Source organism: Phenylobacterium aquaticum, from assembly GCF_947378715.1.
GTDB classification, from domain to species: Bacteria; Pseudomonadota; Alphaproteobacteria; order Caulobacterales; family Caulobacteraceae; genus Phenylobacterium; species Phenylobacterium aquaticum_A.
In genome coordinates this window covers 1-11958 of the sequence record NZ_CANCLE010000126.1, presented here as the reverse complement: position 1 = coordinate 11958, position 11958 = coordinate 1, and the positions used below count along the sequence as shown (strand labels likewise).

At 66.9% G+C, this 11958-nt stretch carries 12 protein-coding genes; 7 read left to right on the top strand and 5 right to left on the bottom strand.

All coding sequences use genetic code 11. The features are described 5' to 3' along the window. The 3 genes from Q7P21_RS15175 to Q7P21_RS15165 all read left to right on the top strand — a co-directional run. Positions 1-220 (top strand): helix-turn-helix domain-containing protein (locus Q7P21_RS15175; RefSeq protein ID WP_304177731.1); only part of this gene is annotated, 220 nt, incomplete at its 5' end. Between the two features lie 60 nt (positions 221-280). After that, a complete protein-coding gene (locus Q7P21_RS15170; protein WP_304171254.1) occupies positions 281-2182 on the top strand; it encodes a hypothetical protein in 1902 nt (633 codons plus the stop codon). Positions 2183-2314: 132 nt separating this feature from the next. Next, on the top strand, positions 2315-2935 hold the full coding sequence (locus Q7P21_RS15165; protein ID WP_304177729.1) for a histidine phosphatase family protein: 621 nt from the start codon (positions 2315-2317) through the stop codon (positions 2933-2935). A gap of 4 nt (positions 2936-2939) precedes the next feature. Here the strand turns inward: Q7P21_RS15165 and Q7P21_RS15160 are convergent, their stop codons facing one another. Continuing rightward, a complete protein-coding gene (locus tag Q7P21_RS15160; RefSeq protein ID WP_304177727.1) occupies positions 2940-3566 on the bottom strand; it encodes a glutathione S-transferase family protein in 627 nt (208 codons plus the stop codon). Positions 3567-3879: 313 nt separating this feature from the next. Between Q7P21_RS15160 and Q7P21_RS15155 the strand changes: the two genes are divergently transcribed. Both Q7P21_RS15155 and Q7P21_RS15150 read left to right on the top strand, forming a co-directional pair. After that, complete coding sequence (locus Q7P21_RS15155) at positions 3880-4245, top strand: hypothetical protein (RefSeq protein ID WP_304177726.1); 366 nt, start codon at positions 3880-3882, stop codon at positions 4243-4245. A gap of 165 nt (positions 4246-4410) precedes the next feature. Next, positions 4411-5121 (top strand): hypothetical protein, encoded by a 711-nt coding sequence (locus tag Q7P21_RS15150; protein ID WP_304177725.1) that lies wholly within the window; start codon positions 4411-4413, stop codon positions 5119-5121. 40 nt (positions 5122-5161) lie between these two features. Here Q7P21_RS15150 and Q7P21_RS15145 read toward each other — a convergent pair whose 3' ends face one another. The 4 genes from Q7P21_RS15145 to Q7P21_RS15130 all read right to left on the bottom strand — a co-directional run bounded on the left by Q7P21_RS15145 (position 5162) and on the right by Q7P21_RS15130 (position 10524). Further along, on the bottom strand, positions 5162-7075 hold the full coding sequence (locus Q7P21_RS15145) for a methyl-accepting chemotaxis protein (RefSeq protein WP_304177723.1): 1914 nt from the start codon (positions 7073-7075) through the stop codon (positions 5162-5164). A gap of 116 nt (positions 7076-7191) precedes the next feature. Continuing rightward, positions 7192-7722, bottom strand: a complete 531-nt coding sequence (locus tag Q7P21_RS15140) for a nuclear transport factor 2 family protein (RefSeq protein WP_304170469.1) — start codon at positions 7720-7722, stop codon at positions 7192-7194. Positions 7723-7730: 8 nt separating this feature from the next. Further along, entirely contained in the window at positions 7731-8162 is a 432-nt protein-coding gene (locus tag Q7P21_RS15135) for a nuclear transport factor 2 family protein (protein WP_304170468.1), read from the bottom strand. A 67-nt stretch (positions 8163-8229) separates the two neighbouring features. Next, positions 8230-10524: a TonB-dependent receptor gene (locus tag Q7P21_RS15130; RefSeq protein ID WP_304170467.1), complete on the bottom strand. Its 2295-nt coding sequence runs from the start codon at positions 10522-10524 to the stop codon at positions 8230-8232. Between the two features lie 479 nt (positions 10525-11003). Between Q7P21_RS15130 and Q7P21_RS15125 the strand changes: the two genes are divergently transcribed. Together Q7P21_RS15125 and Q7P21_RS15120 are read left to right on the top strand one after the other, a co-directional pair. Continuing rightward, entirely contained in the window at positions 11004-11420 is a 417-nt protein-coding gene (locus tag Q7P21_RS15125; RefSeq protein ID WP_304170465.1) for a nuclear transport factor 2 family protein, read from the top strand. A gap of 4 nt (positions 11421-11424) precedes the next feature. Next, a partial coding sequence (locus Q7P21_RS15120; RefSeq protein ID WP_304177722.1) for a nuclear transport factor 2 family protein occupies positions 11425-11958 on the top strand: 534 nt, incomplete at its 3' end.

Here is an 11958-nt window from a genome sequence, read left to right as displayed (position 1 = left end):
GGAGCGGCCGGAACGCTGGGAATACCGGCTGACCGACGAGGGCCGCGACCTCTATCCGCTGATCGCCGAGCTGAACCGCTGGGGCGACCGCTGGCTGGCGACCGACCAGGGCCCGCCGCTGATCACCTATCACCGCACCTGCGGCCACGAGCTCGTCCCCCTGGTGACCTGCGACCACTGCGGGGAGGCGGCGACGGCGTTCAGCGTGACGCAGGGGTGAGAGACGGGGGGCATTGGCAAGACCGAGCGATAGGCTAAGCGTAGCCGCAGCGGGGGACGGATGGCGGAAGGCGGGTTCATCGAAGGCGTGCTCGGCGAAGAGGCCGAGGAGCGGGCGGAGAGTGGTTCCGGCGCCGGGGACGCGGCGGCCATTGCCCTGGCTATGGACGAGGCCAAGCGCGACCCCGAACTGGCCGCCAAGGCGGGCGCCTATCTCGACACCCAACGGGCCCTGGCCGAGCTCCAGATCAAGCATTTCGACGAGGAGCGGCGGCTTGCCATCGTGGCGACCCGGCGAAAGGCCTATGCCGATCGTATCCGCAACGCCTTCTCCACCCTGGTGGCGGCCGGCGTGCTCATCGTGCTGATCTCCATCGGCGGCATGGTGATTGAAGCTGCGGGCGACCACGGCCTGGTGATCGAGGCCTTCTCCACGCCCGCCGAGATCGCCAGGGACGGTCTGACCGGCCAGGTGATCGCCCAGCGGGTCCTCGACAAGCTGGAGGCCCTGCAGGCGGCCACCGTCGCCGAGCGCCCCGCCACCAGCTATCAGAACAATTGGGGCGCTGAGCTGAAGGTCGAGATCCCGGAAACCGGGATCAGTCTTGGCGAGGTGCAAAAGCTGCTCCGCGAAAGGCTCGGTCACGCCCAGCATGTCCGCGGCGAGGTCTTGCGCACCGCGAACGGGATAGCCCTTACCGCGCGCCTCGACGAAGAGCCCGGCGAGACGGCCGAGGGCCCGGTCGAGGACCTCGACGCCCTGGCGCAGAAGACGGCGGAGGCGCTCTATCGGGCCAGCCAGCCCTATCGCTACGCCCGATATCTCCTGGGACTCAATCGACGCCAGGAGGCGCAGGAGGTCGCCGAGGCCCTCGCCAATTCCGCCAACGCGCAGGAGCGGCCCTGGGCCTATAACCTGTTGGCGACTTTGGACCTGGCGGCCGGCGATCTCAAAAAGGCGTCCGCCGCGGTGAAGACGGCCGAGGCGCTCGGCGGCGCCGGCGGAGAGCAGGCGCACATCAACGCCGCCACCATCGCCCTTTGGAGCGGGCACGACGAAGCGCTCTTCAAGGAGAGCCTCTATCTGGACACGCCGGGCTTCTTCGAGCGGACGGCGGCGGAAGTGACCCCGGAGACCACCGCCTCGAACCGGCTGATCAGCTCCGGCTATCTGGCGAGCCAGCTCGGCGACTTCGGCCGGGCCGTGCATGACTATCGCGCCCTGGCCAATGGGATGGTCCGCCAGCAGTCGTTCAGCTTCCAGCAATCCCAGGTCGCCTGGGCCCTGGCGCGCGCCCACGATCCGGCCGCAGCCGCCGCGGCGCTGGATGAGGCGGGCCCACAGGACGTCAATTTCTATCTGAACGAAGCTGCGTCCGGCTGGTTCTCCATCCCCGACTATCAGCTTGCCGCCGAGCGGGGCGACTGGGCGGGCGCGCTGGCCGATCTTCGCCGGGTGGACGCCCTGATCGAGGCAGGCAAGGCGGCGCAACCCAGCCTCACCCTGCTGCAACCGGCCCTGGTGCGCCCGCTGATCGCGCGCGCCCTGCTCAAGACCGGCGATCTTGCCGGCGCCCAGACCCAGATCGCGACAACGGCCATGGATTGCGACCTTTGCCTGCGTATCCGAGGCGAGATCGCAGCGGCGGGGCGCGACCCGGTCGGCGCCAACCGGGCCTTCGCGGAGGCGGTGCGCCAGGCGCCCGACCTTCCGTTCGCCTATGCGGAATGGGCGCAGGCGAAGCTTGACCGGGGAGACGTGAAGGGCGCGCTCGCCCTTTTCGAGACCGCGCACGCCAAAGGCCCCCGTTTCGCGGACGCCCTGAAGGGCTGGGGCGACGCCTTGGTCCGCACGGGCGAGCGGCGGGCGGCGATCGCCAAATACGACGCCGCGCTGAAGCTGACGCCCGATTGGGCCGACCTCAGAACGGTCAGGGACGCGGCCAAGGCCCGCGCCGGCTGAGCGCTGCTTAGGGGACACGATACCTATTTCCCGATTTTGATCGGCGCGGACGGAGCCGGGAAATAGGCATCATGTCCCCATTCCGCCCCGCGTGTATGATCAGCGATCGACATGCCAGTCGCGAGGGGCGCCGTGCGGGAACTGCTCGTCATTCGTCACGGTCAGAGCCAGCATCACCTCGACGGCCGAACAGGCGGCTGGACGGACTCGTCGCTGACGGACCTTGGAAGAGCGCAGGCCGGGGCGACGGGGGCGTTTCTCAGGGACCACCCTCCGTTCCCGCTCTCCGCTATTGTCAGCAGCGACCTCGCCAGGGCTTCCGAAACCGCGGCCATAATCGGCGCCGCGGTGGGGCTCGATGTCGAATTGGCGCCGGCGCTTCGTGAGCTGAACAATGGAGTCGCCGCGGGGCTGACCGTTGAGGAGGCGCGCCGCCTCGAAACGCCGTTTCAAGAGCCGGCCCTGGATTGGGCGCCGTTCCCGAAGGGGGAGAGCTGGCGTGAGCTCTACAGCCGCATGTCGTTGTGCCTCTCGACCTTGCGCGCCAGCGGCAGGGACAGGCTCGTCCTGGTCAGCCATACGAACGCAATCATCTGCGCGATCAACTGGGTCTTGGGGCTTGATAGCGACCGGCAGCTTCGCGATCTGATGTACGAGATCAGGCCTTGCAGCCTGACGCATTTGCGCATCGGGGGCGACGGGTCGCGCACAGTCGTGCGGTTGAACGACACGGCCCATCTCTCATCGCGATGAAGACCTAGCCGCCCACCCCCTCGTGCGAGCGGTCCATGGCGCGCTTATAGGCGTCGCGGCCGGTGGTGCGGGCGAGGTAGGCCTGTTCGGCGTCGCCGAGGATGAGGCCGCAGTTTCGTTGGCCGAGGCCAAGCGCGTAGGTCACCGAGATGTCGGCGGCGGTGAAGGCGTCGCCCGCGAGGTAGGGGGAGTGGGCGAGCCTTTGGCTGACCAGCTTCAGACGCTTGCCGAGCACCTTCAGGCACCAGGTCGCGCCCCAGTTCTCCCGCTCGGCCTCCGGCGCCATGAAGCGGCTGACGACGACGGGCATCATCAGGGTGGCGAGGCCGGCTTCGCCCAGGTGCAGGTACTGCTGGTAGGCGGGGAAGGTCGGATCCTGCGGCGCGGGCGCCAGCGGCGTCGGCCCGTAGCGGGCCATCAGATATTCCATGATCGCGATCGACTCGATCATGGAGACGTCGCCGTCCTGGAGCGCCGGGATGTAGTCGGCGGGGTTGACCGCCAGGAACTCCGGGTCCTGCTCGGGCGCCAGCATGTCCACCTGCTTCACGCGGTAGGGGAGGCCCATCTCCTCCAGCGCCCAGACGACCCGGATCGATCGCGAAATCTGTCCGCCCCAAACGGTTATCATGCGGTGGTCCTTTCCTGAGGTGGCTGAGGATGAGCGAAGCGCATCTGGCCGGGGTGGTCCAGGGCTATGGGAGGCTTGGCGTCAGCGAGGTGCGCGTTCCCCCGTCGCTGGCAGACGCAATGCGGCTTCGAGGCGGGTGGGCGAAGGTCCGGTTCCAGGCGAAGGGGCCATGGCGGCATTCGACCCGTTGCGTTCGTTGAGAGATTGGCCATAGTTCGGTTCGCGCTGAAGTAGTGGGGCATCGATAGTGGGCCATCCGTATGACGCCGAGCGGGCGATAAGCCATCTAAGGTTCATGCTGGACAATGCGGACATGATTTATCCGCTTCTGCTGTCCGTTCCTGTGTTCGCAGTCGTCCTGATGCTCAAGAGTGTTCGCGCCCGCCTGACGGAGCCTGTAACGCTTGCTGCTTTTCTGGGTGTGTTTTTGCTTTGGGCCGCCCTGATCCCGTGGGGCGCATTATGGCTAGATGCCATGGACGTTCGGAACGCCAGCCCGAAATGGGCCGGATGGCCAATCGCTGGCGTATTGTTTGGGTGGCCCGTCGTTGGAGCAACGCTCGTCATCCGCGCGAAAGGCGCGCGCATCGCGAGCGCGGTATACGTGTTGTCCAATGTTCCCGGATGGCTTCTCGGCTGCTTTGTTTGTGCCATGGCAGTCAGCGGCGACTGGATTTGATTTACGTAGCGGCCGTTTTCCACCCTTCGCTGACGTTCGGAACGACCGCTTCTAGGCCAATGGCCGGGCGCCTGGTTCCAGGTGAACGGGCCATGACAGCGTTCGACCCATTGCGGACGATCAACCCGCACGGCTACGGTTCCACTCCGATGCCGGTGGGGATTCATGGATATTCACAGACCGAAGCCGGTGCACAGCTGGCGTGAGTTCGCCTCCGAGATCCTCGTGATCGTGGTGGGCATCACCATCGCCCTGTCGGGCGAGCAGACGTTGGAATGGCTGCATTGGCGCCACGAGGTCGCCGAGACCCGCGCCGCCCTGCGCAAGGAGGTCGGGATTGATCTCGACAGCCTGGACTTCATTATTGCGGAGGAGCCCTGCATCGATCGTCGCCTCGCCGAGGTGGGAAGCGCCCTGGGCGTGCCGGGTGCGCCGCCGCTCAAGCGGCCCCTGGGACAACCGCAGTTTCCGAACATGCCCTCGGCGGCGTGGGACGTGGCGCGGGCGTCCGGCGTCGTGTCACACCTGCCGCAAGAGGAAGCGAGCCACTATCGATCCATCTACACGGAGCTGGAATGGACCAAGGCCCGCATTGATGAGCAGAGGTCGGATTGGGCCACCCTGTCAGCCCTGGATCTCGGCGCGCCGATCTCGCCGATCCTGCAGGCCGAACTCCTGCCGACCCTGGCCCACGCCAAGGTGGTGGCGAGCAAGTTCGCGCAGAACTATCCCCTGGTCCCCGGCGGCGACAGCGCGAAGACCGGCTTCATGGGACGGCACGCCGCGCAGGTCGGGGTGGATCGCCTTCGACGGCAGACCCCGAGCCTCTCATCGGCCACGATCGCCTCGCGCCGGGTCTTTTGCGAAGCCGCCTGAACCGGGCAGGGCCCAATGCGGCGGCGCCGGTGACCAGGCCCTAGAACTCTTCCCAGGTGTCGTCGGGCCGGGATTGCGGGGCGTGGCCGCCACCGACGGCGATCTTCTGGCGTTGCGGCGGGGCGTGACGGGCGGGCGCGCGGGGCGGGGCTGAAGCGCGTCGCGTCGGCTGGCCGGCGTCGCCGGACTTGAAGCGGCCGACCAGGGTGGAGAGTTCGCCGGTCTCGCCGCGCAGGGCGTGGACGGCGGCGGAGGTCTCCTCGACCATGGCGGCGTTCTGCTGGGTCATCTGGTCCATGTGATTGACCGCGGTATTGACCTGGTGAAGGCCGGCGGCCTGTTCCTGGGCCGAGGCGGCGATCTCGCTGACCAGGGCGTCGATGCTCGCGACATGCTCGACGATGCGGCCCAGGGAGCGGCCGGTCTGGCCGACCAGGTCGACGCCGGAAGAGACCTGCTGGGTGGAGGCCGAGATCAGGGTCTTGATCTGCTTGGCGGCTTCGGCGGAGCGTTGGGCGAGCGCCCGGACTTCGGAGGCGACCACGGCGAAGCCCTTGCCGGCTTCGCCCGCGCGGGCGGCCTCGACGCCGGCGTTCAGGGCCAGGAGGTTGGTCTGGAAGGCGATCTCGTCGATGACGCCGATGATCTGGCTGATCTTGCCGGAGCTTTCCTCGATCTCGCCCATGGCGGTGACGGCGCGACGCACCACCTCGCCGGAGGTCTCGGCGTCGGCGCGGGCGGTGGCGACCACGGCGGTGGCTTCCTTGGCGCCGCTGGCGGTCTTGGCGACCGTGGCGGTGATCTCGTCGAGGGCGGCGGCGGTCTCTTCCAGGCTGGCGGCCTGCTGCTCGGTGCGGCGCGACAGGTCGTCGGCGGCCTGGGTGATCTCCTGGGCGCCGGAATCGATGGCGACGGTCGAGCCGGACAGGGTGCGGATGGCGTCCTGCAGGTGGGTGACGGCGGAATTGAAGTCGGCCTTCAGCCGCTCATAGTCCGGCGCGACGTCGAGGTTCAGGCGAACCGTCAGGTCGCCCTGGGCCAGTTCGGACAGCTCATGGGCCATGGCGTCGACAACGCGCTTCTGGGCCTGGCCGGAGGCCTCGAAGGCGGCCTCGGTGTCCTTCAGGCGACGGTCGACCTCCTCGTGCATGCGTGCGGCGTCCTGCTCCAGGCGGACCCGCTCGATGGCGTTCTCCTTGAAGACCAGCACGCTGCGGGCCATGTCGCCGACCTCGTCCGAGCGCTCGGCGCCGAACACGTCGACGGCCAGCTCCCCGCCGGCCAGGCGCTTCATGACGCCCTCGAGCTTGAGGATCGCCGAGACCACCAGGCGTTCGAAGAAGGCGGCGGCGAGGATGCCGCCCACCACCATGCCCACCGCGATCAGGGCGGTCATCAGCATGGCCTGGGTGAATTGCTTCTCGCCGGCCAGACGCGCGGCCTCGGCGGCGTCGGAGGCCTGGTCGGCCAGGACGACGATCTCGGCGCTCAGCTTGTTGTAGGCGTCGAGGCGGCCCCGATAGGCGTCGGTGGCCAGGTCCTTCTGGCTCAGCTGCGAGAAGGCCAGCATGTCCTTGCCGTCGGCGCGGTAGGCCAGCCAGGCCTTTTGCAGGTCATTGATCGACTGGCGGACATTGGGCGCGAGCGGGACGGGGGCCAGGAGCTTGAAGCGGTCGTCGATCTGCTTGACGTCGGCGTCCAGCGCCTTTTCGGCGGTCTGCATGGTGGGCACGTCGAGGGACAGGATGTGGCTGGCCTCGACGGCGCGGAAATCACTGATGAAGCCGTTGATGTCGCCGAGATTGTTCTCGACCGGCAGCCAGACGGTGCTGAGCTCCTTCAGCTTGGCGTTCGATCCGCTCAGCAGCATGGCGTTGGCGGCGCAGATCGCCAGGATGACCAACAGACCCGCGGTCCAGGACGCGCGCATACGCGCCTTGATCGTTCGAAGCATGTTGTCTGATCCCAGCCGTCAAAGCGCGGCGTGGGGCCAGAGTCATCTGCGTTGGTTAATTTGCGTTAAAATCCGAGATGGCCGAGCGTGCGACGCCGAGCCGCATGACGCGCCGTTCAGCGCGCCACCGGACGGGAAATCATCTCCTGCAGCTCGGCCGTCATCGGCTGGCCGGCCTTCATCGCGGCGCTGATCCGGCCGTCGAAATATTCCCGCCACTCGCAGATCAGCGGGCCGCGGAATTCCAGCGTGCCGGCATAGGGAATGGCCACGTGCTCGCCGGTGGTCAGCCAGAACTCGTCGACGCCTTCCATGAACATGCGGTCGTTGTTCTCGGCATAGTCGAACAGCCGCCACTTGTTGGTCTTGATGATCGGGGCCATGCCCTGCAAGGCCTTGCGCATGGCGTCCTTGCCGCGGATCGCCGGGGCGTAGCCGGAGGAATTGCGCCAGATGATGTCGTCGGTGACGTGGACCAGCACGCCCTCGATGTCCTGATGATGCCAGGCCTCGATGACGGCCATGAAGATGGGATAGAGGCGGGACATGGCAGGCTCCTGGGACAGGGCGGGGGAGGCGGCGACCACGCCTGCGGCGCCGGCGGCGGCCAGCAGGGTGCGTCGATCGAGGGAGAAGAGGGGGCTCACGTGCGGGCTCACGGGGCGACCTGGCGGTCGAGCAGGCCTTCGACCTGCTTCGACATCGGTTCGCCGGCCTTCTGCTGGGCGATGACGCCCAGGTCGACATAGTCGCGCCAGCCGCAGATCAGGTCGCCGCGAAAGTCCAGCACCCCGGCATAGGGGGCGGCGACGCGCTTGCCGTCGGCGGTGGTGTAGTCGTCGACGCCTTCGATGAACAGGCGGTCGCCGGTCTCGGCATGGGCGAAGATCCGCCACTGGATGGCGTGCATGTCCTTCTGGAAATTGCCCAGCAGCTTGCCGGCGGCTTGCTTGCCGCGCACGGGCGGCATGGCGGCGGCGGCGTAGTGCCAGACGATGTCGTCGGACATGTGGGCGAGGACGCCCTCGATGTCCTTGGCCTGCCAGGCCGCGATGACCTTGCCCAGGATGGCGTAGCAACGGCCCATGACCGACCCCTTTTAACTCAAACATGAAAATGGCCGGGCGGCGAACCGCCCGGCCAGAACTCTAGACTTAGAACGGGGCGGAGACTTCCATCCCGAAGGTGCGCGGCGCGCCGAACGAGGACATTTCGTCATTGAAGAAGACGATGATGTTCGTGCGGTAGACCTCGTCCGTCAGGTTCTTGCCGAAGGCCGAGACGCTCCAGCCCTTGGTGGGGGAGGTGAGGGTGACCCGGGCGTCGAGGGTGCCATAGGCGGGTTCCCACGAGGTGTTTTCCGGCGCCCACGGCATCTTGCCCTGCCAGCGATAGCTGACCCGCCCGACCAGGGCGTCGGTCCAGGAGCCGACGCTGGTGGTGGCTTCCGCCCCCACCGCCGCCTGCCACTTGGGCGTCCGTTGCATCAGGTGGCCGGAGTTGTTGACGCCGGCGAAGACGAACTGGTCGTACTTGCCATCGACATAGCTGCCGCTGGCCCAGGCGTGGAACCAATGGTTGGGCGCGTATTGCAGGTCGGTCTCGGCGCCCTTGATCGTCGCGCCAGGGGCGTTGCTGATCACGTTGCAGAGGCAGGAGGCGAGCGTCTGCTGCACCTGGAGGTCGGTGTACTTCATGTAGAAGACCGCCGAATTCCACCGCACGGTCCGGTCGAACAGCTCGGTCTTGTAGCCGACCTCGTAGTTGGTGACCGTCTCGGGGTTGTAGGGCGTCGCCGCGGCGAAGGCGTTGGAGGCGTCGTTCTGGAAGCCGCCGCCCTTGAAGCCGACGGACACGGTGCCATAGGCCATGGTCGTGTCATTCGGGGTCCAGCGCAGGGTCGCCTGGGGGGTCAGCTTGCTCCAGCTCTTGCCGTAGCCGGTGGTGAAGTTGGTGGTCAGCGGGGTCAGCGGCGCGGTGTCGAGGGGGTGCAGCTTGTCGCCGGTGGCGACGATGATGCCCTGCTGATTGCCGCCCTTCTTGTCCTGGGTGTAGCGGGCGCCAACCTCGAACTTCAGGGTGTCGGTCAGCTTGTAGCCAAGCTGGGCGAAGACGGCCATGTCCTGGTTGTGGCCGTGGTCATCCCAGTGGGATTCGCCCGACAGGGTCGGCAGGACCGAGGATTCACCCCAGAACCGGTTGAACTGGTGCACCCGGCTCTTGAGGTAATAGGCGCCGACGATCCAGTCGAGGCGGCTGTCGGGATTGGTCGAGGTCAGGCGGACCTCTTCCGAGAACTGGTGGACCTGCTCGATGAAGTTCACCGGCTCGGCGAACAGCAGCGACGAACCGACCGACGCCAGCTGGGCGGCGGAGAAGTTGAAGCCGTTGGTCGGGCCGAGGCCCGTCTGGTCGTACATCGTGAAGGCGCGGTTATCGCGATAGCCGGTGATGCTGGCGAACCGGATGTTGGGCGCGACGTCCTTCTCGACCTTGGCGATGACGTCATAGGTCTCGTGGCGGGCGCCCTGGGGCGTCGGGGCCAGGTCACCGGCGAACAGCGGCCACACCGGGAAGCTCTGGCGGATGTTCAGGCCGGGAAGCTGGGCGGCGATCAGCTTGCGGGTGCCGGACCAGATGTTGGGGCCGGCCGGCAGGGTCGTGCTCTTCAGCCCGACGCGGTTGACGCCGTGGTTGTCGTCCTTGGCGTAGTCGACATTGAGGCTGGCGCGCAGGTCGGAGTCCGACGGCTTGTAGGCCAGCTGCGCCCGGGCCTGGACCGAGTTCAGGTCCTCGAGGTCGGAATTGTGCAGCAGGTCCTTGGCGTAGCCGGAGTGGTTGATGGTCTGGAACGAGAAGCGGCCGGCCACGGTGTCGGTCAGGGCGCCGGTCAGATAGCCCTGGGTCTGGCGCAGGTCATAGTTGCCGAGGGTGAGGGTGACCTTGCCGGACTGGTCGAAGCTGGGGGCGTTGGAGATGATGTTGACCGCGCCGCCGGCGACGTTCTTGCCGAGCAGCACGCCCTGGGGCCCGCGCACCACTTCGACCCGCGACACGTCATAGAAGGACGAGTTCAGGTTGCCGGAGCGGCTGACATAGACGTCGTCGACGAAGGTCGAGACCGACTGGTCGGCGGTGGGCGAGGTCAGGCGGGTGTTGACCACGCCGCGGATGTTGATCTCGTTGGCCTGGGGCGAATTGGCCGTGAAGGAGATGCCGGTCATGTTGTGACCGAGGTCTTCCAGGCTCAGCACCCGGTCCTTGGCCAGGCTGGCGCCGGTGACGGCGGTGATGGCCAGGGGCGCGGACTGGACGTTTTCCTCGCGCTTCTGGGCGGTGACGATCAGCTCTTCGAGCTGGGTGCCGCCGGCGGCGGCCGCGAAGGCCGGCATGGCCAACGTCATCCCGGCGAGCAGGGCGATGATGGATGTGGTGTGTTGCAGCTTCACTGGTTTTCTCCCCCTGGGCCTGTGCGACCTGAAAAGTCGTCGGCGGCCCGTGTTGTTTCCCCGCGCAAGGCGGAAATTTTCGACGTGATGAGGGGGTGTGGCGTCGTCGGACGAACCCTCCTGGCAGGGCTGACCCTGGGGTCAAGCCAACTTGCATAAGGCCAGGAGCTGATGGCCGCGCTAGACCGTGGGCGCAGGCGCAATGGCTCGCGGTTGGTCCCGACTACGACTTTCCCCCCGTATGTTTTTCGTTCGTCTACACCTCCGAGAATAGGCCGTCTTTTTTCGTCTCGTCAAGCAAGTCACTCAATGTGAGAAGTTTCGGGCAGGCGGATCGCCCGGCGAATGACGCCGTTCGAACCGCCAGACTCGGTTCCTCCAGAAAGGACTTGCCAACGGTCGGTACCGTTATGCAAGTTAATTCAGAACCAGGCGGCGCGACAGGCCGTCGCGCGCAAAATCAGGGGAGGAGCCAGACCATGTCCGAGAGCCTTACGGACGAACAGAAGATCGCCATCGGCCGGGAGATGGCCGAGGCCTGGCGGGCGCTCGACTGGCGCAAGGTCGCCGACATGTTCACCCCCGACGGGGTGCTGCATTCGATGATGGTCGATCCGATCGTCGGGCGCGATGCGGTGTTTAAGCGCGTCTCCGGCCTGGGCGACGGGCTGGAGAGCATCACCCTGAACATCCGCCACATGGGGGTGATCGACGGGGTGCTCTACATGGAGCGCAGCGACGAATTCGTGATTCGCGGCAAGTTCGGCTCGGCGCCGGTGGTGGGGGTGCTGGAGTTCGAGGGGCCACTGATCAAGGTCTGGCGCGAATATTACGACCGCGCCCACCTCCTGAAGGCCATGGGCCTTGTCGAGGATTTCGACGCCAAGACCCGTTGAGACCATGAGCGAACCCGACGTCTCCATGGCGGAGATCCGCGCCCTGCTGGACAAGCAGGCGATCACCGAGGTGGTGCTCAGCTATAGCCGCGCCGTCGATCGCGGCGACGAGGCCCTGTTGCGGGCCTGCTATCACGACGATGCGGTCGAGGATCACGGCGGGTCGTTCCTCGGCTCGGCCAGCGACTATATCGCTGCGGTGCTGCCGACCCTGCACAGCGACCGGCTGATGACCCACACCGTGACCAATATACTGGTCGAGCTGGAGGGGCCGACCAGGGCGACCTGCGAGAGCTATTATCTCTCCTTCGCCCGCTATCCGGCCGCTGATCCGCCGTTCGAGACCCTGACCCTGGCCCGGGCGATCGACCGGATGCAGAAGCGCGACGGCGTCTGGCGCATCGCCCGGCGGAACCTGCGCTGGGAGTGGAACCGCGAACAGCCGATCGCCGAGACCTGGGCCCGGGGCGGCATCGGCGATCCGGCGATCCTGCTGCACGGCGGCAAGAAGCCGAACGACCCGCTGTACGCCGATCGC